Origin of the sequence: Streptosporangium sp. NPDC049248, assembly GCF_040678965.1 — a bacterium.
Taxonomy (GTDB): domain Bacteria; phylum Actinomycetota; class Actinomycetes; order Streptosporangiales; family Streptosporangiaceae; genus Streptosporangium; species Streptosporangium fukuiense.
This window is the reverse complement of sequence record NZ_JBFAQY010000033.1, coordinates 89,999-111,536: the sequence shown is the minus strand read 5'-3', so window position 1 is coordinate 111,536 and position 21,538 is coordinate 89,999. Positions and strand designations below refer to the sequence as shown.

Here is a 21,538-nt window from a genome sequence, read left to right as displayed (position 1 = left end):
TGGTGAGCACTTTGGAGCGGAACATGGTCACTGTCACCGACCGAAAGAGGGAACCGCCGATGTTGCGAGGACTGGCCACCGTCAGCTTCTGGGCCGACGACCTGGAGGCCGCCAAGAAGTGGTACGTCGAACTGCTGGACATCGAGCCGTACTTCGAGCGTCCGGGCAACGGGCAGCCGGCCGCCTACTACGAGTTCAGGATCGGCGACTACCAGGCCGAACTCGGCCTCATCGACCGGCGTTACGCCCCGCCGGGCGCACCCGCCGCCCCGGGGGGCGCGATCGTCCACTGGCACGTGGACGACATACGGGCCACCCTGGACCGGCTGCTGTCCCTGGGGGCCACGCCGCACACGCCGCTCACCGAGTACGGCCCCGGTTTCGTCACCGCGTCCGTGGTCGACCCGTTCGGCAACGTGCTGGGCATCATGTACAACCGGCACTACCTGGAGATCCTGGGCCGATGATGCACTTCGCGGACGCCGCCCGGTGGGAGTCGTGGCTGGCCGAGCACCACGAGTCCGAGGGCGGCGTCTGGCTGAAGATCGCTAGGAAGGGATCGGCCGAAGCGTTGATCACGATCGGGCAGGCGCTGCAGGTCGCGCTCTGCTACGGCTGGATCGACAGCCACCGCAGGTCCTACGACGAGCACTGCTTCCTGCAGCGGTACTCGCGCCGCCGCAAGGGCAGCCCCTGGTCGCGAGTGAACGTCGAGCACGTGGAGGCGCTGACCGCCGCCGGACGGATGCGGCCGCCCGGCCTGGCGGAGGTCGCCGCCGCCCGGGCGGACGGCCGGTGGGCGGCGGCCTACCCCACCCAGCGCGACGCCACCGTCCCGCCCGACCTGGCCGAGGCACTGGCGGCCGACCCGCGGGCCGCCGCCCGCTTCGAGTCCCTCGACAAGACCGGCCGCTACCTGCTGATCCTGCCGCTGCTGAAGACCAGAACCCCGGCCGGACGCGCGGCCCGCCTACAGAAGACGATCTCCAGCCTGCTGGAGTGAATCGTCACCCGTTCCGACCTCTACCGGATGCGCTCCAGGGGTCTTACGTTGACCCCGCTGTCGTCGAGTTCGTAGACCAGGGCGTGCTCTCGTGGACCGCAATCCTCCCAACCCGGTGTGCAGCCGCCGGTGGCATGGATCGCAGTGCGAAGCCAGCTCCCGCCCACCTCGACGGTTTCGTCGACGCTGCCGGCCTTGACTGTGAGCTCGAACTCAACGGTGCTGTCTGTCGCATCAGAGCCGAAGGCGAAGTCGAGCAGAGACTCGTTGCAGTCCTGCAGGCCGGCGAGCTCATCGGCGATGCCCTCGGCAAGATCACCCAGATCATCGAAATCACCGCGAACCGACAGTGCGACCTTTATTGCGTACTTCACCGAACTCCTCCATCCCAGCAGCCGCGCACCTCGGCCAGCCCCTCACGCTCCGTCCGCTGTTCGGATCGGACGGTGACCACCCCTCACCGTAGGCGATCACGCGTCAAAAAGGATGGCAGTCCTCGCTATGAAGAGGACTCCCGCACCGCTCGGCTTCGCCTTGCCCCGCATGACATCACCTACTTCCTTCGCGCCTGTGCGGTGCGTCGCCTGTGGCACGGCGGCCCAGCCCGGGGAAGGGAGGGCCACCGTGCCTGCTCAGAAGTGGCCGATGGTGGTCGAGCCGGAGGTGAGGGCCCAGCGATGCAGGAGCGCGGTCGTCTCGGCCTCGCGCATCTGCACCTTCAGATTCTCGACGGTCCGGTCACAGAGAAGCAGCGGTTCCGGGGTGGGCCAGGTGGCGATGGCGTGGAACAGGCGGCTGCCGGTGCCGTAGAGCACGGCCCAGCCCGGCCAGGTGATCTCCAGCATTGCCGCTTCGGCGCGGGCTTCGTGGTCCCAGGTGTAGTGGGGTACGGGAGCGGCTACCTGGCCGTCGCGGTGGCGTCCGCGAGGGCGGGTGGTCCGTCGCCGGATCATGAGATCACCTGCCCGGCGGCCTGTCCCTGTGTCTCCGTGGCGGCAGCCGCCTGGGCGTTGGCCTCCTTGGCGATGGCCTCCTGCCGGTCGGTCTCGGCCTGGAGCGCTTCCAGGCTGTCGGCGTCGACGGTGCGTTCGGCCCCGGCGTGGAAGGCGAGGGCGCAGAAGGGCTGCTCCCGGCTGGCCCACAGCCGTCCGGCATCGCTGAGAATCAGCCGCCAGCCGGGAATGGTCGATTCCGGCCTGGGCTCAGGGGTGATGGATTTACCATCGTTCACTGGTTGGACCTCGATCCGATCAAGGGCCCGTCCGGACGTTGTCAGCGATGGACGGGCCCGCTTTGTGGAGCGGGCAAGGACGTGGAGGGGTACGTCGTACGGGCCGGGTGACCGGTACGAAAAAGGGATAACCACCGCGCATCGCAGGGCGCGGGTGGCCGTTCGCCTGGGGCCTGGCATGAGGCGGCGCCGGTGACCAAGCCAGGGCGGTCTGGTGTGGGCGGACCTGGATGGGAGCACCGGACGAAGACGGCAGGGCGTCCGCGTCGGTAGGGCGGGCTCGGCGATCGGGGGCCGTTCGGGACGACGCTGGACGGACACCGGTGGAATCACCTCGGCGGGGACCTGCTCAGCAGACCACCGCGCGGGCACCGATGCCGCCACCTCAGCCGAGGTCTGCTCACCCGGCCGCTGAACCGCTACAGGCACAGCCTCGTCGGCCGAGGCCACGGGCAGTTCGAAGCAGAGCAGGCAACGGTCTCCGGTGCGGCGGGCCTCCAGGCGAACCGCCATCAGCGTGCCGGAAGGCTGCGCGTACTCGTGATCGGCGGATTGGTCGGAGCAGCCGTGCGCATAGGGCGCGTGCCCGCAGACGGCACAGCCCATCGGCATCGGCAGCGCATCGGCGAAGCAATCACAGCCGCTCGTCACGGTCCGGTCGAGAACCGGAGCGCTAGGGTTGTTCACGGGTCAGGACTCACTTCCTGATCAAGGCCCCGGTACGGCGTTACAGCGCCTGCCGGGGTCGTTGCTTTGAGTGACTACGACACTACTGTACGTCTATCTCGTTCTACTCGTACAGCCTGTTCAATACGGACCGTCCGCCTTGGCCATCCGACACGTCCGTAACGTTTCATCCATGACGGTCGACCAGCTCAACCCCGAGCCCCTGTGGGATCAGCTCGCCGGGATCATCACTGCGAAGATCAAAGCGGGCGATTACCAGCCGCGGCAGGTGCTGCCCTCGGAAACACAGCTACAGCAGGAGCACGGCGTGAGCCGGGGCACCGTCCGCCGGGCGATGCGGCACCTCGGCGAACAGGGATGGACGGTGACCGTGCAAGGTCGCGGCACGTTCGTCAACGAGCGGGAGAACTGGCCGACCGACGGGACGCAGCAGGCCAACTGATCAACGCGGCGGCGGTCACGGGGAAAACGGATCTGTCATAGATGGTGGGAACAGTGGTGTCATAGCGCTGTGAGCCGTGCTGTGGAAGAGACCAATCGCCGGATGCTCCGGGCTCGGGACGCGATGGACCGCGCCTACGCGCAGCCGCTGGACGTTCCCGCCATGGCCCGGATCGCCCATGTGTCGGAGACGCACTTCACACGCACCTTTCGGGCCACGTTCGGCGAGACGCCACACCGCTACCTGCAGCGCCGCCGTATCGAGCGGGCGATGTTCCTGCTGCGGGAGACCGACCGCAGTGTGACGGACATCTGCTTCGAAGTCGGCTTCGGCAGCCCGGGAACCTTCAGCCGTACCTTCCGCGACATCGTCGGCCGGTCGCCGAGGACCTACCGCAAGGAAGCGGTGGCCATGAACGTGCCGACGTGCTTCACGATGGCCTGGATGCGACCGAACGCCTGACCACCCGTACCGTCCGTCGACCGAGTTGTTTTGGATAAGTTTTCGGCCGGCCTGCCCGGTAGCGTGACGCGCATGTTCAACGCCATCACGCACTCGCAGATATACGTCCTCGACCAGGACGAGGCCCTTGACTTCTATGTCGGCAAGCTTGGCCTGGAGGTCAACGCCGACGTCGACATGGGCTTCATGCGCTGGTTGACCGTCAGCGTTCCCGGTTACCCGGAGCGCCAGGTCCTGCTGGAGAAGCCGGGCGGCCCGGCGATGTCCGAGGAGACCGCACAGCAGGTCCGCGAACTGCTGACCAAGGGCGCGATGGGTGGCTTGCTCATCCTCACCACGGACGACTGCCGCAAGACGTACGAGACCCTGCTGAGCCGGGGCGTCGAGTTCACCGACGAACCCACCGATCGTCCGTACGGGATCGACTGCGGCTTCCGTGACCCCTTCGGCAACAACCTCCGCTTCACCCAGTTGCGGACCTGATGGACCGTCACGGTCTCGGAGGGAGGGGGAAGCGGAGGGCGGCGGCTGTGATGTGGTCTTTCAGTTGGGTGTCGACGACGACGTGTTCGACGGAGCCGCCTTCGTTGATGACCGTTTCGGTCAGTTCGTCGAGGACGTCGGGGACCTGGCGCGTGGCACCGCCGCAGAGCGGACAGGTCTGGCCGGAGCGGGCCAGCCAGCCGGACTCGTCGCAGACCACGCCGGGGACCTCGGCACCGTCCTGGATGAGCAGGGTGCCGATCGCGGCGGTGGTGCCGCCCCACAGGCATTCGTCGATCCCTATCGCGGCGTTGCCGCCGACGGCGGCCTTCTCGAAGACCTCCTGCACCAGACGGCGTTCCTCCGCACGTTCGTAGTCGGCGACGATGCGCTCGGCGCTCTCCCGGATGTCCTCGGACGTCGCCACCTTGCCCATGTCGACGTTGAAGACGCCCGCGACCTTCGGGCGCAGCCGGTGCGGCAGGAAGTCCAGGAAGACGGTGACCTCATTGCGCTGGCCACCGATGACCAGCAGGTCGTAGTTCTCGGTGCGGAAGAGCCTGTCGAGCAGACCCACGGTCTGACGATAGTGGCGTTTGGCCAGGTCATCGGCCTTGTTGCGGACCGTGTACTCGGCGAAACCGGCCCAGCCACCGTAGTCGGGCTTGCGCAGGACGCTCCCTCGCACCTCGCCGATCTCGCGCATCTCCTTCTGGTACAACTCCCACGCGCGGGCCGACTCCTTGTCGACGACCAGGACGCAGCAGCGGTGGTACTCGTCGAGCACCGCGAGCATGGGACGGACGTACGGAGTCTGGTCCACCACGACCTGGTCGCGCACCTTGCGCGGGAGCGACACGACCTCGAACAGGTCACCCTCGCCGCACGCGAACACCGCGACGGCGCCGACCGTGCCCCGCCCGAGCTCCGGTATGCCCTCGATACGTTCGATGTCCTGCCGCAACGAGAGTCGTGCCCGCCGGTCGAGCGACTGGTCCTCGGTGAGCGGGCGGATCTGGGTGACAAGGCTGTTCACCCGGGTACGGACGGCCTCGAACTCGTCAAAGCCGACGGCGACGTACATGGAGAGAACCGGCAGACCTCCGCTGTCGAAGCGGATGAGGCGGTCGACAGTGCCTTTGGTGATCATGCGATGTCCTCGTCACGGCGGTCGGATGCTTGAGCTTCAGGAGGTGGTCGTGGACGGTCCGCCACCGGGCCCGTGGATCTCGACCGCTGCGCCGACGTACGAGGATCACGCTCGGGCAGCGGCCCCTCTCCCCGCACGCGTGCGACGACCGCCCTCCCAGGCGCGGCCTCGCGTAGCTCGGCGAGCACAGTGCTCCACGGGCTCGGACGGACACGACTTCGGCACACGCGGCGAACGCAGGCGCGTGAACCCGCACCGCCCGCCGCCCCGCACCGCCTCTTACCGTCATGAAAGTCAATCTAGAATCCGCTGAGTAACGCGAAAGGCGAAGCCGGACAACGTGCCCGACAAGATGTCGGAGCGGCCACGCGCCTCCGACCGCAGCGGCCACCAGATGTGCTGCCGAACGCCCATGACCGTGGTTCAGGCCGAGAAGTCCTCCAGAACGTCGAACAGCTCGATCGCCGAGGGGGCCTGCATGCCGGGCGCGTCGGCATCGGAGTGGGCGGCTTTGAAGGAGTCGGACTTCATCCAGGCGCGGAAGTCCTCGGCCGAGTCGAACTCCATGGTCGACACGTACGGGTCCCCGGGCTTGGTCGGGCGCATCAGCAGGCTGCGCTGGAGACCGGGCACCCCGGCGAGCGTCGCGCGCATGCTGGCGCTGAAGGCCTCCTCGAAAGAGGCGGCCCGTTCGGCGGTGACTTCGATGCGATTGTGAACGACGTACATGGTGATCCTTCGGGAATCGGGACGGCTGACCTCAGCATTTTAGCGACACTGTGTCGGCAAGATGATCCGGCCCTCGGCACCTCATGCCTTGACGAGCCGGTCGGCCGCCCGGATGGCTTTCTGGAGGCCGGGGACTCCTCGTCCAGCCCAACGGTCCCCGGCTCACCTCCGCGCCGGGTCACGCGACATCCGGATCAGCACCGCGAGACCCGCCACGAGTAGCAGCGACCAGCGGAGATGCGCCCCCGTCCAATCCTGCGGCCGGAGTGTGAACATCGCGACCGGCCCCGGCAGGGTGAACAGCAGCAGCCATCCGCCCGCCACACCGGGCGCCGCCACGACACCGGGCTCCCGCATGCCGCGTCTCCTGGCCAGCGCGGCGCCGGCCAGCCCTGCGGCGAGCAGCCCCGCCAGCTCCACCGTTGACCACAGGATCCACACCGTCGGCATATCCGGCGCCAGGACCAGCAGTGACACCCCCCAGATCGGAACAATCCACACCAGCGCGAACCCCACCCGCAGCGCGGTACGTACCCCCAGCGACAGCGGGACCGACGCCAGCATGTCGGCCGCCGCGTCGTCCAGTACGAACACCACGGCCAGTGTGATCAGAGCGGCGATCGCTCGCAACGACCAGACCGCGCCCTTCCAGGTGAGCGGTTCGTCATGGGGCCAGGCCAGGATCGCACCGGTGAGCAGGAGCGCACCCAGCAGCGGCTGCCATCGGATCACCCTGCCGCTCAGCCTCGCCAGCAGGGCCGCCTGAGTCAGGCGGATCATGGAAGCTGCCCGATGCCCGTGATCACCACGCAGAGCACCGTGACCGCCCCGGCCCCCAGCCAGAGCCCGCGCCGCGAGGTGTCCCTGAGCATCGCCAGCGCCCCCGCCCCGAGGGCGAGCGACAGCAGGTAGAGAGCGTGCGGACCGGCGTGCCCGGGGATGAACCCCGCCGGGGCGAGGTACGGTGCGGGCCCCCAGATCGTGAAGTCCAGGTAGAAGCCGAGCATGTACCGGCCCCCGTGGTCAATCATGATCTTGTTGAAGGCTATCAGCGCCAGCATGACGAGCGCCGACGTCCCCGGCCACGGCAGCCACCGGGCGGCGGCCACCCCGAGCAGGCAGGCCCCCAGCACGTTCAGCGGCCCGGTGCCCAGCTCCGCCAGGGACGGGAAACGCTCCAGCTCGTTGCCGGTGATCACGTAGAGCCCGGCCAGCAGGGCCTGCGCCGCACAGGTCAGTGCGAACGGGCCGAGAGCCGCGAGACAGAGCGCGGCGGTGCGCCGCTCTCGGTCACAGGGGACGACCGACAGCGTCTCCTCGGCCCGCCGCGCGGCACCGGCGACCAGGTTCGCGGCGAAGAAGACCGGAACCCCCCAGAAGATGGTCATCTCCGAGGCCAGCGCGGTGAACGCGGGTCGCGGCCCCGCCCAGCCGACGCTGATGCCCCGCAGTGTCCACAGTGCCAGGCCCAGCAGGGTGAGCGGATGCCGCAGGAGCCGCCAGGCCTCGTTCAGAGCGAGCGGCGGCACGACCCGCGATCCGGACACGTCCAACACCTCGGCGGTCACGCCGCCACCTCCGTCACGGCGTCTCCGGACAACGACGGGTCGCCATGCACCTCGAACGCTTCACGGTCGCCTTCGGCGACCCTCGAACTCCCGCGGCCGCTCATCGGAGCCGGCTTCTCATTGATTTCACATCTGCCTGTCGCACCTCGGCGCCCGGAGGGTTCACGAATTCAGCTTGGGGGACTCTCGGTAATCAGACACGTTGCACGAGTAAGGCGTCCAGCACCGCTTGCCGCACCCCGGCTCGACGGCCACCCCTGCCTAGGCTTTGCGGGCGAGCAGGTGAATCTCCTGGAACTGCCGTCGGTCGGTGGGCTGAGGCCGGCGCACCATCCGGGCCACCTCGGCGAGCCCGGACTCGCGCAGCATCGCGGCGAGGTGATCCGGCGACCACCGATAGGCCGGCGCGACTGTGTGATCGAAGACCTGTGTCGGGTGAGACGGATCGTCGCTGGCCGAAAAGCCGATCAGCAGGTGGCCGCCAGGTGCCAGCACGCGATGGAACTCCGCCAGGATGACGGGGAGTTCCTGCGGTGGAGTGTGGATGACGGACCAACGCGAGAGTACGCCGCCCAGCACTCCGTCAGCGATGTTCACCGCGGCCATCGAGCCCACGTCGAACCGCAGGCCCGGATAGGCCTGTCGAGCCAACTCGATCATCGCAGGAGAGGCGTCAACGCCAAACGCCGCCAGCCCCAACTCATCCAGATAAGCGGTGATATGGCCGGGGCCGCACCCCAGGTCCGCGACCTGACCGTCACCACTCGCGCCTACAAGCTCGGCGAAGGCACTCAGGATCGCGCGGTCCAGAGGCCTGTCACGCAGCTCGCCGCGGAACAGCTGCGCGTACACGGGGGCAGCGGCGTCGTAGGCCTCGCGGGTGGCACTGAGCACATCGTGTTCAACCATGCCCGCGACAGTAGTTCCCGACGCCGAGACAAGAGAATCACGATCTTCACTCCCACCCGCTCGCCTGGCCACCGCCAGTTCAGCGGAACGTGCGTTCGATGCCCGGTACTGATCATGGGGCCAGGTGAACGGCCCCGCCTGGAGGCGATCCGCGAGAACCTCCGCGCCAGGATCGCCGAAGCCGAACGCGAAGGATGACTGGGCGACGTCGAGCAACTGACCGTCAGCCTCGCCGCCACCGATGACAAGATCAGCCTGATTGACGCCAATGAGCGACGGAAGAACTCATCGGTGTTCGCCGGTATGCCCCCGACCAGTCAACTTGCAGTTCGGGAAACCGAGAACAGGGATGAGACGGATTGACGGCGATCTGGCGATGGACGACGCAGCTGAACCGCGCTATTTCCGATGTGGCTTCAACCGGTTCTTCACGGTGCGTCTGTCACCACGCACGGACGATTCACGCCGGAGACCGGGCCTGGTCGATGCGGAGCCGAAGTGTCCGTGGCCCGCGGACCTGGCCGGTGGACCAGGTCACGGTCGCCGGGTCGGAGAGGCCGAAGTTCGGAATGCGTTCGAGCCAGACCTCCAGGGCGACCCGCAACTCCATCCGCGCGAGGTGGGAGCCCACGCAGCGGTGGATGCCGAGGCCGAACGCGGCGTGCCGGTTGACCTCGCGATCGATGACGATCTCGTCCGCCCGCTCGAACTGCTCCGGGTCCCGGTTGGCCGCCGGGAACGACAGCAGGATCCAGTCGTCCGCCTTCATGTCGACGCCGTTCCAGTGCGTGTCCTCCTTGACCAGCCGGGCCATCGTGACCGGCGCGTAGGCCCGGAGGAACTCCTCCATCGCGGTCGGCAGCAGCGCGGTCTCGTCGACCAGGCGCTCGCGGTCGGCCGGAGTCCTCGCGAGATGCCACAGCGACGCGCCGATCGCGCTCCAGGTGGTGTCGATGCCGGCGATGAGCAGCAGGGCCATCGTGCCGGCCACGTGCGACGGGTCGAGTTTGCGGCCGTACAGCTCGGCGTTGACGAGGTAGGTCGTCAGGTCGTCACGCGGGTTGTCGACGTGATCACGGACCTGCGCGAGCAGGTAGTCGAACAGACTCTCCATTCGCGCGAGGCGTTCCTCCGGCGGCAGGTTGACGCCTTCGAGCGTGTTCTCGATGAACTCACGGAACCGCGGCCCGTCCTCGGGTGGAAAGCCGAGCATGTCGGCGATGACCCGCATCGGGATGTACTGGGCGTAGTCGCGAGCGGCGTCGACGGTGGGCTGTCCCTCGAACCCGTCGATGAGCGAGTGGCACAACGCTCTCGTCGCCTGCTCCCGCTTGGCGACCGCGCTCTTGGTGAACGCCGGGAGCAGCAGCCTGCGCGCGTCGTGGTGGAACGGCGGATCGGAGGAGATCGGCGGTGTGCCACCCACCGGTGCCGCCTCCCGGGGCGGCCGGAAGTTGCTCATGACGATCGACCGCGAGGAGAAGTGCTCGGTGTCGTACGCGATCGCGGCGACGTCCTCGTAGCGGGTGGGCAGCCAGCCGCCGCCGAACCGGTCGGTGTGCGCGATCGGGCAGCGCTGCCGCAGGTCGTCCTGGATGGGGTACGGGTCGGCGGCCCACTCGGGTTCCAGGTGGGAGAAGTCGGTCGCCCAGTCCGTGACCGGGCCGGTGATGATCTCGTTGCGGGTGCCGAGGGGCAGATCTGCCCGCGATTCCCGGAAGTCCCGGGTGAAGCGGTCGTCGCCGGTCATGTCACGCCTCCTGCACGATGTCGATCGCTCGTTCGGGGCAGTTGGACACGGCCAGGTGGGCCACGTGCTCATCTCCCTGCGGCACGGTGCCGTCCGCGATGACCTGCCCGTAGCCCTCCTCGTCCTCGGTGAACAGGGTGGGGGCGAGGTCGTAGCAGCGGCCATGCCCCTGGCATTTTTCAGAATTTATCTGGACTCTCACTACGGTGCTCCGCTCTGTGCGGTGGTGTCGTCAGCAGGGGCGAGGCCTGCCACGACCCGGTTGAGCAGCGTGCTCCACTCCGCGTCGTCGACCCCGTGCAGGCCGGCCGGGACGAGCGCGCTGCCCATCGCGAGCAGCAGGCAGAAGTGGGCGAGCGCGTCCGGCGACAGCGTGGGGTCGAGCTCGCCGTCGTTCTGGGCGATGCGCACCAGTTCCGCGAGCCAGTCGGAGCGTTCGCCGACGTAGTCACGCATCGGCCGGGCGACGTCCTCGTCACGGCGGGCGGCGACCAGCGCCTCGACGATGAGAAAACCTCGGGCGTCGCGCCGGCGGGGCAGCCGGCGGCCGATGACGAGCAGCAGATCCGTGATCGACCGGTCGGGATCGGCGGCGAACAGGTCGGCGAGCAGCCGTGGCCCGTGCGCGCGCAGTGCGGTCACCAGCAGCTCGGCCTTCGAGCCGAAGTGCGCGTACAGCGCGCCGTTGCTCACTCCCGCGGCCGCGGCGATGTCGGCCACCCGCGTGCCGTCGTACCCGCGCTCGGCGAAGACCTCCGCCGCCGCGTCCAGCAGCCGCTCCCGGGTCTCGGCGGCGGTGACACCCGCGATACGCCCCATGCACGAAGTAAAAGAGCATTCATTTAATTCGTCAAGAGCCTTGTCCCACAACCACCGCGACACCATCGCAGCCCTGCTCGGCCTGCCCCCTAAACCCCGCAGCGCTACACCCTGGGAAGCCGCTACCTCCATCCGAAATCGTCGAAGACCTCGACCTCCCCGAGGCTGCCCTGCTCCTGGCCGGCGGAGGAGACGTCAGGAGATGGTGAGCGTGCCGTTCGCGTTACGGGCGCAGGTGACGATCGTGCGGGACGCGGCGGTGAGGGCACCGGTCAGGCACTGGCCGAGGACGGCGTGGCCCGCGGCGTTGGGGTGCCATGACTCCTGGCAGGTCTGGAAGTAGGTGACGCAGGTGTTCGCCACCCGCTGGACGCCGATCTTGTCCCAGCCGGAGAGGCTGGTGACGAACGTGCCGGACGGCCCGTCCTGCACCCGGACCGGCGTGGCGAGCGCGTCCGTCGGGCTGCCGGGGTTCTCGCAGAGCCGGGCCCCGTCGAAGGCCTTCTGGACGTCCAGTACGCGCAGGTCGGCCGTCGGACGCTCGGCCGCCAGCGTGGTGTAGGCGTTCTTGACCAGGGAGCCGAGGTTCTGGGAGAACACATGCCCGGGGGCGAGGCTCGCACGGTGGATCGGGCAGCCTGCGGCGTACCGCTCAGCACCGAGGGCGCGGAACTTGTCGCGGGTGTCGGTGCGGTTGTCCTCGTCCCGGTACTGCGGGGCGACATCGAGCGGCAGCGGGTTGGTGTAGGTCTGCAGGATCACACGGTGGACGCCGTCGGCGTCGATTTGGGTGAGGGTGTCGAGGATCTGGCGCAGAGCCGCGGTGGTCTCGGTGGTGGCGGTGGCGACCTCCGCGTCGGAGGCCAGGTCCGAGACGGTGCAGGGCTCCTGCGGCACCTCGCCGCCCAGGTAGGCCCAGAACTCCCACCAGCCCGTCCAGGCGTCGGCGATGAAGCGGTTGGCGCACACCGTGGCCACGTCGCCGAAGGTGAACTGGGTGTTGTTGGAACCGAGGCCGATGAGGACGACGTCGATGTCGTGGGTCTGGGCGACGGCGCGTAGCTGATCGAGCTGCGAGGCGACGGAGCGGCCCTTGGCGCGGGCGCTGGAGGGGTTGGCGATGTCGGCGGGCTGGCCACCGGAGCACGCGAGGTTGAAGCGGTCCTGGATGCCGGGGAGCGACGCCTTGAAGAGCGAGGCGTTCGCCGACCGGTGGCAGAAGTAGGCGTTGCTGTTGGCCGCCGACCAGCCGGGGAAGGCCTGCGCCGTCCCGGAGGCGTCGACGACGGGCTGGTAGTTCCCCGCGCCCTCCCCGCTGATGAAACTGTCGCCGAGCGCGACGGCGGCGGTGGGCAGGGCCGCGTGCGCCGCTCCGCTCTGGACGACTTGGATACCGACCGTGCCCACCAGGAGCGCGGCCATCGCGGCCACCCGCCGGAGAAACCTCACAGCCACCCCATTTCCTACTAAACAAGTATGAAATAACGAATATCTGGATCACAACATGCCGCGTCGATGACGTCAAGATCTCCTGAGGGTCGGCCGTTTCACCTAAGAGATCGCGTATCGCCCTGATCGTCAAGCATGTGTTTGCTCGCTCAGACCGAGCGTCCAGCGACCGGGTGGGCCGGACACCGATCGGGCTCGCCTTCCACGGCATGCGTGAGCGGGTTCAGGTCACCAGGCCCCTGCGGTAGGCGTAGACCACCGCCTGCACGCGGTCACGCAGGTCGAGCTTGGTGAGGATGCGCGACACGTACGTCTTGACGGTCTCCTGACTGATCACCAACGTCGCGGCGATCTCGCTGTTGGACAGGCCGTCGGCGATGAGGCGCAGGACCTCCAGTTCGCGTGGGGTCAGCGCGACGTCGTCCGGCGTGCCCTCGGTGGGACGGATCCGCGACGCGTACCTGCCGACGAGCTGCCGTGTCACCTCGGGTGCCAGCAGCGCGGCGCCTGCCGCGACGGTACGGATGCCGTTCAGGAGCTGCGCCGGTGGGGCGTCCTTGAGCAGGAACCCGCTCGCCCCCGCGCGCAGCGCCTCGTACACGTACTCGTCCAGGTTGAACGTCGTCACCACGAGCACCTTGACGGGATGCGCCACCCCGGCACCGGCCAGCAGGCGGGTCGCCTCGATGCCGTCGAGCACCGGCATCCGTACGTCCATCACCACCACGTCCGGTTTCAGCCGGCGGGCGAGGTCGACCGCGGCGCGACCGTCCCCGCACTCGCCCACCACCTCGAGGTCGGGCTGCGCGCCGATGATCGTCGCGAACCCGGTGCGGATCAGCGCCTGGTCGTCGCAGATCAGCACCCGAACCGGCGCGTTCACGACGGGCTTCCCGCAGGGATGCGTGCCCGCACGGCAAAGCCGCCGTCCGCCCGCCGGTCCGCGTCGAACTCGCCGCCCAGGGCGTCGACCCGCTCGCGGAGCCCGGCGAGGCCCCGCCCGCTCCCGCCGGGCGAGCCGTTCTGTGAGCCGGAGCCGTCGGTGCCGACCTCCACGGTGATCTCCTTTTCGCCGTAGCGCACGCGGACCACGGTGCGGTTGCCATGGGCGTATTTGAGGGCGTTGGTCAGGGACTCCTGCACGACCCGGTAGGCCACGAACTCGGCACTGCCGGCCGACTCCGCCGGCTTGCCCTCCTCGGTGAACTCCACCGGCTGCCCGGCCTGGCGCGTCTGCTCCACGAGCGTGGAGAGTTCACCGACGGGCGGCGTCCTGACATCGCTGTCGTGGTCGGGGTTGAGCAGGTCGAGCAGGTGCCGCAGATCGCTGATGGCCCGCCGGCCGGTGTCGGTGACGGCGCTCAGGGTCGTGTCGAGGCGATCGGGTACCGCGGTCAGGTAGCGTGCCGCCTCGGCCTGTACGACCATCGCCGTCACATGGTGGGTCACGACGTCGTGGAGTTCGCGGGCGATGCGGGTGCGTTCGGCGGCACGGGTGGCCTCGGCGACGTGGCGGCGGCGTTCGGCCTCGGCGGCCCAGGTGGAGCGCAGCCAAGCCCCGATGCCCCATGCCAGGACCAGCAGCAGGTAGAACACCACGAAGCCTTCCGGCCCCTCGGTCGAGCCGAGCCGGTCGAGCGCGACCGCCAGCGGCAGGTACGCCGCGGAGAGGAGGACCATGGTGACGCGCCGGTGACGTTCCAGATAGGCGCCCGCGCTCACGAGCGCGATGGCCAGCGCGGTGCCGGCGAACGTGTGGTAGGCGCGGAGCTGGTCGAGGGCGAAACCGAGCGACACCAGGACGAGACAGAGGGCCGGCCACCGTCGGCGCACGGTGAGCGGGAGGCACTCCAGAGCGATCACTACGACGGCCAGCGCGTCGAAGGGGCGGGCCGGCAGGTCACCGACCTGAGTCCCGTTGCCGTGGAACGCCGGCAGGAGCGACGCGACGGCCAGCAGCAGCGCGAACGGAGAATCCCGGACCGTGACGTCGCACCGCCGCCACAGGTCTGGGACCCGCCGGAGATCGATCACTGGGAGAGCGTAGCGGTCGCGTCGGTCCGGGCACCGCGCCGGCGAGGGACCAGGTTGCCGCGCCGACGGGCCAGCCACATGAACACGATGGTCAGCAGCGCGCCGAACGCCACCGCGTACGGGCTCGCCTCCGGCCCGAACCCGCCACCGGTGAGCAGGGCCGGACCTGACGTCGCGCCGTGCAGCAGCCCCTCCGTGGCGCCGTTGCCGGAGACCTCGGTGCTGAAGATGCCGGCCGCGGCGAAGTTCCAGCCGAAGTGCAGGCCGATCGGCACCCACAGGGTGCGGGTGGCGGCGTAGGCGGCGGCGAGCATGGCACCGGCCTCGATCGCGATGGCGATCGCACCCCACAGGCTGGCGTTCGGGTTGAACAGGTGCGACAGGCCGAACAGCAGGCTGGTCAGGGTCAGCGCCGGCCAGGTACCCGCACGTTCCTCGATGATCCGGAACAGGATGCCACGAAAGATCAGCTCCTCCGTCACGGCGGCCGCGGCCATGAAGCCGAACAGCGCGACCGCGCCCGACACCGAGCCCTGGCCGACGACCCGGTAGCCGCCCAGGACGGCGATGTTCGCGATGACGGCCACGAACATCCCGATGCCGATCAGCGTCCCCCGGCCGACGGCGGCGGCGGCACCTTTCGTGGCCACCTCCACCGGCTCGCGGCGCTCGGACCAGCGCACCACCCGGGCGTACACGAACACCGCGAGCACGGCTGTCGCGACACCGAGGATCAGGGTGAGAAGGGTGTTCCCCTGTACCGCGCCCACGCCCATGCTGCCGACGAAGGCGACCGCCGCGACGGCCACGAGTTGCTTCAACAGGCGCATGACGACTCCCTTGTGAGATCCCGCGGCCGGAGCGCCGCGGCTACGTCGAGAACGCTATGGATCCGACGGTTTGGAATCGTCACCGCGCGGTGGACATTCGCGGGTAGCTCGCACGGGGGACAAGGACCTTGTTCCACAGCCCCGATGGAGAGCCCGGTAGGGACCCGCACCGGGGAACCCCGGACCGCCTCGACCTGACCGCCCGGGGAGCGAGCCGCGAACGATCAGGCTTCCAGCGGCGAGGAGAGACCATGGCATCGATCGGGGGAAGACCAGGTGACGGGAAGGGCCGCGTGGAGATCACCCGCGAGAGGCGGCCGACCAGTCCTTCCACGACGGCTGACGGGCCGGGTCCGCTGCCCCGTAGCGGTCACCCCGCGGCGCGGGCAGGGCATCGAGTTCGGCCAGATCCGCCGGGCTCAGCTCGACCTCCGCCGCTCCGGCGTTCTCCGCGAGGTACTTCGGGGTCTTGGTCCCCGGGATGGGAACGACGTACTGCCCCTGGGCCATCACCCAGGCGAGCGCCACCTGGGCCGGGGTGGCGCCGACGCGCTCGGCGATCCGACGCACCCGGACCGCGATGTCCAGGTTGGCGCGCAGCGCCTCCTGCTGGAAGCGCGGTAGTCTCCGCCGGAAATCCTCCACGGGCAGGTCGTCGAACGAGGAGAACCGCCCGGTGAGGAAGCCCTTGCCCAGGGGCGAGTAGGGCAGGAAGGCGATGCCCTGCTCGGTGCAGTAGGGCAGTACCTCGGTCATCCAGTCCCGGGTCCACAACGACAGCTCGGACTGCACCGAGGTCACCGGGTGCACCGACCGTGCCCGCTCGATCTGCTCCACCGTCACCTCGGACAGGCCGATGTGGCGCGCCTTGCCCGCTGCCACGGTCTCCGCCAGCGCTCCCCAGGTCTCCTCGATCGGCACCTCGGGATCCACCCGGTGCAGCTGGTAGAGGTCCACATGATCGGTGCCGAGCCGGCTCAGGCTCTCATCGATCGACCTTCGGACGTGCTCCGGGCGGCCGTCCAGGCCCTGAACGGGGTTGCCCTCGGAGTCCCGGGTGAGTGTGCCGACCTTGGTGGCCAGCACCGCGCGCTCCCGATGCCCGCCCGCCAGCGCCCGGCCGAGCAGCTCCTCGTTGGTGAACGGCCCGTACACGTCCGCGGTGTCGAGCAGCGTCATGCCCGCATCGAGCGCCTGGTGGATCACCGAGATCAGCGTGGCCTCGTCCCGCGGGGTCGCCAGGTCGTAGCTGAAACTCATCCCCATGCAGCCCAGACCCAGAACGCCAACCTCGGGACCGTCGGGACCGAGCGTCGTGGTGCGCATTGTTCGCCCTCTCATAGCCGATACGAAGGAACCTCCCCCGGGGCGACGTGACGCCCGCGACCACCAGCATCGCAGGGCTCCCAGGAACCAGAATCCTGTCCCCGTTCGTCACTACCCATGTCGACCACCTTCATCAAAAGGAGTCTCATGCGCAGCGCACTCTTCGGGAACCTGGACTCTCAGCAGGTTCCCGCCAACTTCGCCCTGCAGAACTCCAAGATGCTTCGCGTCCGGCTACCGCACGAGGTGCTCGCCAGGCAGGGGTCGATGGTCGCCTTCCAGGGCCAGATGGACTTCGACTACGAGGGGTCGGGCGGGGTCGGGAAACTGTTCAAGAAGATGGTGACCGGCGAGGGCGCCCCGTTGATGCGCGTCAGAGGGCAGGGCCTGCTGTTCCTGGCCGACAACGCCGACGACATCCACCTGTTCTACCTGGAGAACGAAGCCCTCACCGTCAACGGCCGCAACCTGCTGGCCTTCGACCCCCAGCTCACCTGGGACATCCAGCGCGTGCAGGGCGCGGGGATCGCCGCGGGCGGCCTGTTCAACATGACGATCAAGGGCACCGGCTGGGTCGCGGTCACCGCGCACGGCACGCCGGTGCTCCTCGACACCTCCCAGATGCCGACCTTCGCCGACGGCCAGTCCGCGGTCTGCTGGAGTGCCGGCCTGCATGTGGGCGTCAACCGAACGATGAAGGTCGGCGCGCTGATCGGCCGTGGCAGTGGCGAGGCCATGCAGCTCGCCTTCCAGGGCCAGGGATTCGTCCTCGTCCAGGCGAGCGAGGGCCCGCCGGTGGTGCCGGCACAGTAGACGCCCTTGACCTGTCCGGGGCCGTCGGCGACCGGTGCCGTACCCGCGGCGGATGGGCCGGCGGCGCTCTCCGCTCTGCCCGGCCGCGGTCGCTCCAGCTCGTCGCGCTTTCCACCCACGAGTATGCATGACAGGCATTAATGCGCACCGTGCATGTTTTCCAGTAGCCTGGGCCGGCCCCTACCGCACGGGCGGCCGATCGCCCGCCCGGGAACAGGACGTGCTGATGAGCAATGCCAACTCCAGGGAGGAGTCGCCGGGCGCCGCCCCCACGGCGATGCGCCGGGTCCTGCCCGCGGACATGGTGGAGCGGGGGCGCTGCCCGTTCGATCCGCCGCCCGGCCTGCGGCAACGGCGCGGTCAGGGCGCTGTCCAGCCGCTGCGGCTGCTCAACGGCGCGCAGGCCTGGCTGGTGACCGGCTTCGACGAGGCCCGCACCGTGCTGGCCGACGCGCGCTTCAGCGCCGACCGGGTCCGCCATCGCGAGGCCACGCAGCTGCAACCGCACGAGGTGGCCGAGATGGCGGCCAAGGAGACCTACGAACCGCCGCCGAGCGTCGAGAGCCGCGAAGACGGGCTCTTCGTCTTCATGGATCCGCCGGAGCACACCCGGTTGCGGCGGCTGCTGACGGGCCAGTTCACCGTGCGGCGGATGCGGGCGCTGGAGGCGCGGATCACCGAGATCGCCGTCGAGCACATCGAGGCGATGAAGGCGGCGGGCACCGAGGCCGACCTCGTGCCGGCGTTCGCACTGCCGCTCCCCTCGCTGGTCATCTGCGAGATGCTCGGCGTCGATTACGCCGACCGGGCGGAGTTCCAGGAACGCACCGCCATCGCGTTGAACACCGGTACCGGCAAGGAGGAACGAGCCCAGGCCGGCGCCGAGCTTTACGCGTTCATCCAGCGCCTGGTGGCCGACAAGCGCGCCAGGCCCACCGACGACATGCTCTCCGGGCTCGTCCACGACGCGGACCCGCCGCTGACCGACGCCCAGCTCGTCGACATGGCCCTCGTTCTGCTCGGCGCCGGTCACGAGACCACCGCCAACATGCTGGGCCTGGGCACGTTCGCACTGCTGGAGCACCCCGAGCAGCTCGCCGCGCTGCGCGCCGACCCCACCTTGATCGACAACACGGTCGAGGAACTGCTGCGCTTCCTGACCATCATCCAGCTCGGTGTCAGCCGGGTCACGACCGAGCCCGTCACCCTGGGCGAAGTGGACATCCCCGCCGGCGCCACGGTCGTGATCGCGACGCCCGAGACCAACCGGGACCCTCGGTACTGGCCCGAACCCGACCGGCTCGACCTTCAGCGCCCCCGCACCCCGCATCTGGCCTTCGGACACGGCGTCCACCAGTGCCTGGGTCAGCAACTGGCCCGCGTCGAGATGCGGATCGGGCTCGGCGAGCTGTTCACCCGCCTGCCGGACCTGCGCCTCGCCGTACCCGCCGACAAGGTGCCGCTGCGCAACGAAATGCTCATCTTCGGAGTGCACTCGCTACCGGTGGCCTGGTCCTGATGTCCCACCCCGCATCGGCCGCGGTGAACACCCGCACCGCCAAGGCCGACGCCTCAGCGCCGGTCACCGGGCGCCGCGAACGGAAGAAGCAGGCCACCCGGGCCGCGCTACGCCAGGCGGCACTGCGCCTGTCCGTACGCCACGGAGTCGAGAACGTCACCGTCGAGCAGATCGCCGAAGAGGCCGACATCGCGCTGCGGACCTTCTTCAACTACTTCTCCAGCAAGGAAGAAGCCGTGATGGCCTCCACCGCGGCCGCCGCGGAGGCGCTCGTCACCGAGTTCCGGAACCGGCCGCGGACGGAATCGGTCCTGCGGGCGTTCCGCGAGGCGGTGCTCGTCATCATGGACCGGAGCGACACGCTGAGCCGTGACCACATCGAGGCACTGCGGCTGATCCGCAAGGCGCCGTCACTGGTACCCCGGCAGATGGCCGTGCTCGCCGCCCAGGAGAAGGCCCTGGCCGAGGCCATCGCCGAACGCGTCGGTCTCCACCGCGATCCGCCCGCGGCGCCCCCGGCCTCCGACCGGGTCGACGGCCGGGTCGACGGCCGGGCGGCGGGCTCCGTCTACCCGGCGGTGTGCGCGGCCGCCCTCCTGGCGGCGCTGCGCGTCGTCACCGACCAGTGGCTCGAACCGGCCGCGGGCCCGGACCGGACACCCCCCACGGACGTGTTGGGGCAGCGGTTCGACATGGCGATCGCCGAATTCGGCGCCGGGCTGGACCGCCCCGGCACGGCGAACGGGTAAGGCGACCCCGCGACATCGCGATAGGGGCGACCCGCGCGATCTCCAGAGGCCCCGGCGCTACTCGGACTCCCGGCGGGCGTGGGTCGAGTCGCTGTGGTAGTCGGTGTAGGTGTAGGGGTTGTCGAGGAGGGTGGTCTCGGGGACGTCGGGATTCATCCCCTGCCGCCACGTCTCCTCTCCCATCGTCGTCCGCAGGTACTCGACGGTCTGCTCGACCTGTCGGCGGGCGGCGGCCAGGTCGACGCCGAGCAGGCGGTGCTCGTGCTTGACGACGCGGCCGTTGACCAGGACGGTGTGCACGTCGCCCCGCTGGGCCTGGAACGCGATATGGCCGTAGGGATTGAGCAGCGGGAACGAGACCGGTGAACGCTCGTTCTTGATGAGGACGACGTCGGCCTTGCGGCCTGCCTCCAGGGTGCCGAGTTCGCCGTCACGGCCGAGGGCACGCGCACCGCCACGGGTGGCCCAGTCGACGACCTGCTCGGCGCGCAGCCCGCAGTGCGTGACGGTGTCGCCCTTGGCGTGGGCCTCCATGTGCTCGCGGGAGCGGTCGGCGCCGAGCGTGGTGCGCATGGCGGAGAAGAGGTCGCCGCTCCACCAGACGCTGGTGTCCATCGACAGCGACACCGGGATGCCGTGAGCCCGGACGGCCCAGGTGGGCGGATAGCCCTGGCCCGCGCTCTGCTCGCTCTCGGTGGAGACCGAGATGGAGCCGCCGGTGGCCGCGATGCGGTGGTAGGAGTCCGCGGACAGCGAGGCGGCGTGGACGTACACCGTCTCGGCGGTCATGAAACCGTGGTCGTGCATGAGCCGGATGCCGTCGTCGCCGGTGGCCCCCCACACGCCGGCGTGGGTGGTGACCCCGACGCCGAGCTCACGGGCGACCTCGAAAGCGGGCTTCTCGGGGAAGGACGGGTCGCCGGTGACGTCGAAGGCGAGCTGGAAGCCGAGCATGTCGTCCCCGGTGATCCGCCGTCGGACGAAGTCGCGGAATTCCGGTGCGGCGCTCCATTCGGCGGGTGCCTGCTGGATGTTGCCGTAGGCCAGCACGAACCGGCCGGGCACCGACCGCAGCGCGTCCACGGCGGCGTCGGCGTGGTCGACCGTCTGGAGACCGTGTGACCAGTCGACGACGGTCGTGACGCCGGCGTCGATGGCCTCGATGGCGGCCAGCACGTTACCGGCGTGGACGTCCTCGGGCCGGAAGAGCCTGCCGTGTTCCAGGTAGTACCAGACGAAGTACTGCGTCAGGGTCCAGTCGGCACCGTAACCACGCATCGCGGTCTGCCACATGTGCCGGTGGGTGTCGATCATTCCGGGCATCACGATGCCGTCGGTCGCGTCGATCTCGGCGGTGCCGTCCGGCACGGGCAACCCGGGCCCGACGGCCGCGATCCGGTCACCGACGACCAGGACGTCGGTGTCGGTGAGCACCCGGCGCCCGTCGTCCATCGGCAGCACCGTGCCGCCGCGCAGCACCGTCGGCCGGCCGGGCTCGAACCGAATCCGTTCGCTCATCACCAGAACTCCTTACCGCGCGCGGATCAGATCGGGTTGCCGGACGCATGTCCGTACTCCGGTCAAC

General features: G+C 69.3%; 25 protein-coding genes. 8 read left to right on the top strand and 17 right to left on the bottom strand.

What is annotated here, in order from left to right; genetic code table 11:
• Nucleotides 1–59 precede the first annotated feature (59 nt).
• Nucleotides 60–467, top strand: coding sequence for a VOC family protein (locus tag AB0K21_RS38400; RefSeq protein ID WP_364157162.1), 408 nt, complete (start codon nucleotides 60–62; stop codon nucleotides 465–467).
• Complete coding sequence (locus tag AB0K21_RS38395; protein WP_364157159.1) at nucleotides 464–1,003, top strand: YdeI/OmpD-associated family protein; 540 nt, start codon at nucleotides 464–466, stop codon at nucleotides 1,001–1,003. Before AB0K21_RS38400 ends, AB0K21_RS38395 begins: the two co-directional genes overlap by 4 nt.
• 20 nt (nucleotides 1,004–1,023) lie before the next feature.
• Here the strand turns inward: AB0K21_RS38395 and AB0K21_RS38390 are convergent, their stop codons facing one another.
• From AB0K21_RS38390 to AB0K21_RS38380, 3 genes are all read right to left on the bottom strand, one after another.
• Nucleotides 1,024–1,377 (bottom strand): hypothetical protein, encoded by a 354-nt coding sequence (locus AB0K21_RS38390; RefSeq protein WP_364157156.1) that lies wholly within the window; start codon nucleotides 1,375–1,377, stop codon nucleotides 1,024–1,026.
• Nucleotides 1,378–1,635: 258 nt separating this feature from the next.
• A complete protein-coding gene (locus tag AB0K21_RS38385) occupies nucleotides 1,636–1,956 on the bottom strand; it encodes a hypothetical protein (protein ID WP_364157153.1) in 321 nt (106 codons plus the stop codon).
• Nucleotides 1,953–2,234, bottom strand: a complete 282-nt coding sequence (locus AB0K21_RS38380) for a hypothetical protein (protein ID WP_364157150.1) — start codon at nucleotides 2,232–2,234, stop codon at nucleotides 1,953–1,955. Before AB0K21_RS38380 ends, AB0K21_RS38385 begins: the two co-directional genes overlap by 4 nt.
• 859 nt (nucleotides 2,235–3,093) lie before the next feature.
• Here AB0K21_RS38380 and AB0K21_RS38375 point away from each other — a divergent pair.
• The 3 genes from AB0K21_RS38375 to AB0K21_RS38365 all read left to right on the top strand — a co-directional run bounded on the left by AB0K21_RS38375 (nucleotide 3,094) and on the right by AB0K21_RS38365 (nucleotide 4,308).
• The gene (locus tag AB0K21_RS38375) at nucleotides 3,094–3,363 is read left to right on the top strand and encodes a winged helix-turn-helix domain-containing protein (protein ID WP_364157147.1); all 270 of its coding nucleotides are present in this window, start codon (nucleotides 3,094–3,096) and stop codon (nucleotides 3,361–3,363) included.
• Between the two features lie 81 nt (nucleotides 3,364–3,444).
• Entirely contained in the window at nucleotides 3,445–3,825 is a 381-nt protein-coding gene (locus tag AB0K21_RS38370) for an AraC family transcriptional regulator (protein WP_364157144.1), read from the top strand.
• 72 nt (nucleotides 3,826–3,897) lie between these two features.
• On the top strand, nucleotides 3,898–4,308 hold the full coding sequence (locus tag AB0K21_RS38365) for a VOC family protein (RefSeq protein WP_364157141.1): 411 nt from the start codon (nucleotides 3,898–3,900) through the stop codon (nucleotides 4,306–4,308).
• A gap of 7 nt (nucleotides 4,309–4,315) precedes the next feature.
• On the opposite strand, the gene AB0K21_RS38360 is transcribed toward AB0K21_RS38365, so the two are convergent.
• From AB0K21_RS38360 to AB0K21_RS38300, 13 genes are all read right to left on the bottom strand, one after another.
• A complete protein-coding gene (locus tag AB0K21_RS38360; RefSeq protein WP_364157138.1) occupies nucleotides 4,316–5,458 on the bottom strand; it encodes a hypothetical protein in 1,143 nt (380 codons plus the stop codon).
• 423 nt (nucleotides 5,459–5,881) lie between these two features.
• On the bottom strand, nucleotides 5,882–6,187 hold the full coding sequence (locus AB0K21_RS38355) for an antibiotic biosynthesis monooxygenase (protein WP_343961384.1): 306 nt from the start codon (nucleotides 6,185–6,187) through the stop codon (nucleotides 5,882–5,884).
• A gap of 162 nt (nucleotides 6,188–6,349) precedes the next feature.
• Entirely contained in the window at nucleotides 6,350–6,967 is a 618-nt protein-coding gene (locus AB0K21_RS38350; RefSeq protein ID WP_343961382.1) for a hypothetical protein, read from the bottom strand.
• Nucleotides 6,964–7,755 carry a hypothetical protein gene (locus tag AB0K21_RS38345; RefSeq protein WP_364157133.1) on the bottom strand — a complete coding sequence of 264 codons (792 nt, stop codon included), beginning with the start codon at nucleotides 7,753–7,755 and terminating at the stop codon, nucleotides 6,964–6,966. The genes AB0K21_RS38350 and AB0K21_RS38345 overlap by 4 nt, the downstream gene beginning before the upstream one ends.
• 261 nt (nucleotides 7,756–8,016) lie before the next feature.
• Nucleotides 8,017–8,664: a class I SAM-dependent methyltransferase gene (locus AB0K21_RS38340; protein WP_343961378.1), complete on the bottom strand. Its 648-nt coding sequence runs from the start codon at nucleotides 8,662–8,664 to the stop codon at nucleotides 8,017–8,019.
• 460 nt (nucleotides 8,665–9,124) lie between these two features.
• Nucleotides 9,125–10,414 (bottom strand): cytochrome P450, encoded by a 1,290-nt coding sequence (locus AB0K21_RS38335; RefSeq protein ID WP_364157130.1) that lies wholly within the window; start codon nucleotides 10,412–10,414, stop codon nucleotides 9,125–9,127.
• Between the two features lies 1 nt (nucleotide 10,415).
• Nucleotides 10,416–10,616, bottom strand: coding sequence for a ferredoxin (locus AB0K21_RS38330; protein ID WP_364157127.1), 201 nt, complete (start codon nucleotides 10,614–10,616; stop codon nucleotides 10,416–10,418).
• Entirely contained in the window at nucleotides 10,616–11,233 is a 618-nt protein-coding gene (locus AB0K21_RS38325; RefSeq protein ID WP_364157124.1) for a TetR/AcrR family transcriptional regulator, read from the bottom strand. The genes AB0K21_RS38330 and AB0K21_RS38325 overlap by 1 nt, the downstream gene beginning before the upstream one ends.
• Nucleotides 11,234–11,428: 195 nt before the next feature.
• Nucleotides 11,429–12,688: a hypothetical protein gene (locus AB0K21_RS38320; protein ID WP_343961321.1), complete on the bottom strand. Its 1,260-nt coding sequence runs from the start codon at nucleotides 12,686–12,688 to the stop codon at nucleotides 11,429–11,431.
• Between the two features lie 217 nt (nucleotides 12,689–12,905).
• Nucleotides 12,906–13,565, bottom strand: coding sequence for a response regulator transcription factor (locus tag AB0K21_RS38315; RefSeq protein WP_343961319.1), 660 nt, complete (start codon nucleotides 13,563–13,565; stop codon nucleotides 12,906–12,908).
• Nucleotides 13,562–14,716 carry a histidine kinase gene (locus AB0K21_RS38310; RefSeq protein ID WP_343961316.1) on the bottom strand — a complete coding sequence of 385 codons (1,155 nt, stop codon included), beginning with the start codon at nucleotides 14,714–14,716 and terminating at the stop codon, nucleotides 13,562–13,564. The genes AB0K21_RS38315 and AB0K21_RS38310 overlap by 4 nt, the downstream gene beginning before the upstream one ends.
• Complete coding sequence (locus AB0K21_RS38305; protein ID WP_364157119.1) at nucleotides 14,713–15,546, bottom strand: CPBP family intramembrane glutamic endopeptidase; 834 nt, start codon at nucleotides 15,544–15,546, stop codon at nucleotides 14,713–14,715. Before AB0K21_RS38305 ends, AB0K21_RS38310 begins: the two co-directional genes overlap by 4 nt.
• 300 nt (nucleotides 15,547–15,846) lie before the next feature.
• The gene (locus AB0K21_RS38300; protein WP_364157116.1) at nucleotides 15,847–16,872 is read right to left on the bottom strand and encodes an aldo/keto reductase; all 1,026 of its coding nucleotides are present in this window, start codon (nucleotides 16,870–16,872) and stop codon (nucleotides 15,847–15,849) included.
• 147 nt (nucleotides 16,873–17,019) lie between these two features.
• On the opposite strand from AB0K21_RS38300, the gene AB0K21_RS38295 reads away from it, so the two are divergent.
• The 3 genes from AB0K21_RS38295 to AB0K21_RS38285 all read left to right on the top strand — a co-directional run bounded on the left by AB0K21_RS38295 (nucleotide 17,020) and on the right by AB0K21_RS38285 (nucleotide 19,953).
• The gene (locus tag AB0K21_RS38295) at nucleotides 17,020–17,685 is read left to right on the top strand and encodes an AIM24 family protein (protein ID WP_343961309.1); all 666 of its coding nucleotides are present in this window, start codon (nucleotides 17,020–17,022) and stop codon (nucleotides 17,683–17,685) included.
• A gap of 226 nt (nucleotides 17,686–17,911) precedes the next feature.
• Nucleotides 17,912–19,204: a cytochrome P450 gene (locus tag AB0K21_RS38290; RefSeq protein WP_364157113.1), complete on the top strand. Its 1,293-nt coding sequence runs from the start codon at nucleotides 17,912–17,914 to the stop codon at nucleotides 19,202–19,204.
• Nucleotides 19,204–19,953, top strand: a complete 750-nt coding sequence (locus AB0K21_RS38285; RefSeq protein WP_364157110.1) for a TetR/AcrR family transcriptional regulator — start codon at nucleotides 19,204–19,206, stop codon at nucleotides 19,951–19,953. The genes AB0K21_RS38290 and AB0K21_RS38285 overlap by 1 nt, the downstream gene beginning before the upstream one ends.
• A 57-nt stretch (nucleotides 19,954–20,010) precedes the next feature.
• Here the strand turns inward: AB0K21_RS38285 and AB0K21_RS38280 are convergent, their stop codons facing one another.
• Nucleotides 20,011–21,471, bottom strand: a complete 1,461-nt coding sequence (locus AB0K21_RS38280; RefSeq protein ID WP_364157107.1) for an amidohydrolase family protein — start codon at nucleotides 21,469–21,471, stop codon at nucleotides 20,011–20,013.
• Nucleotides 21,472–21,538 lie beyond the last annotated feature (67 nt).

What these genes read in the sequence shown, in the direction of transcription:
- AB0K21_RS38285 (WP_364157110.1), top strand. Translation starts at nt 19,204, where the DNA reads ATGTCCCACCCCGCATCGGCCGCGGTGAACACCCGCACCGCCAAGGCC.
- AB0K21_RS38290 (WP_364157113.1), top strand. Translation starts at nt 17,912, where the DNA reads ATGAGCAATGCCAACTCCAGGGAGGAGTCGCCGGGCGCCGCCCCCACG.
- AB0K21_RS38395 (WP_364157159.1), top strand. Translation starts at nt 464, where the DNA reads ATGATGCACTTCGCGGACGCCGCCCGGTGGGAGTCGTGGCTGGCCGAG.
- AB0K21_RS38365 (WP_364157141.1), top strand. Translation starts at nt 3,898, where the DNA reads ATGTTCAACGCCATCACGCACTCGCAGATATACGTCCTCGACCAGGAC.
- AB0K21_RS38340 (WP_343961378.1), bottom strand. Translation starts at nt 8,664, where the DNA reads ATGGTTGAACACGATGTGCTCAGTGCCACCCGCGAGGCCTACGACGCC.
- AB0K21_RS38300 (WP_364157116.1), bottom strand. Translation starts at nt 16,872, where the DNA reads ATGCGCACCACGACGCTCGGTCCCGACGGTCCCGAGGTTGGCGTTCTG.
- AB0K21_RS38295 (WP_343961309.1), top strand. Translation starts at nt 17,020, where the DNA reads ATGCGCAGCGCACTCTTCGGGAACCTGGACTCTCAGCAGGTTCCCGCC.
- AB0K21_RS38335 (WP_364157130.1), bottom strand. Translation starts at nt 10,414, where the DNA reads ATGACCGGCGACGACCGCTTCACCCGGGACTTCCGGGAATCGCGGGCA.
- AB0K21_RS38280 (WP_364157107.1), bottom strand. Translation starts at nt 21,471, where the DNA reads ATGAGCGAACGGATTCGGTTCGAGCCCGGCCGGCCGACGGTGCTGCGC.
- AB0K21_RS38400 (WP_364157162.1), top strand. Translation starts at nt 60, where the DNA reads ATGTTGCGAGGACTGGCCACCGTCAGCTTCTGGGCCGACGACCTGGAG.
- AB0K21_RS38385 (WP_364157153.1), bottom strand. Translation starts at nt 1,956, where the DNA reads ATGATCCGGCGACGGACCACCCGCCCTCGCGGACGCCACCGCGACGGC.
- AB0K21_RS38325 (WP_364157124.1), bottom strand. Translation starts at nt 11,233, where the DNA reads ATGGGGCGTATCGCGGGTGTCACCGCCGCCGAGACCCGGGAGCGGCTG.
- AB0K21_RS38305 (WP_364157119.1), bottom strand. Translation starts at nt 15,546, where the DNA reads ATGCGCCTGTTGAAGCAACTCGTGGCCGTCGCGGCGGTCGCCTTCGTC.
- AB0K21_RS38375 (WP_364157147.1), top strand. Translation starts at nt 3,094, where the DNA reads ATGACGGTCGACCAGCTCAACCCCGAGCCCCTGTGGGATCAGCTCGCC.
- AB0K21_RS38355 (WP_343961384.1), bottom strand. Translation starts at nt 6,187, where the DNA reads ATGTACGTCGTTCACAATCGCATCGAAGTCACCGCCGAACGGGCCGCC.
- AB0K21_RS38360 (WP_364157138.1), bottom strand. Translation starts at nt 5,458, where the DNA reads ATGATCACCAAAGGCACTGTCGACCGCCTCATCCGCTTCGACAGCGGA.
- AB0K21_RS38350 (WP_343961382.1), bottom strand. Translation starts at nt 6,967, where the DNA reads ATGATCCGCCTGACTCAGGCGGCCCTGCTGGCGAGGCTGAGCGGCAGG.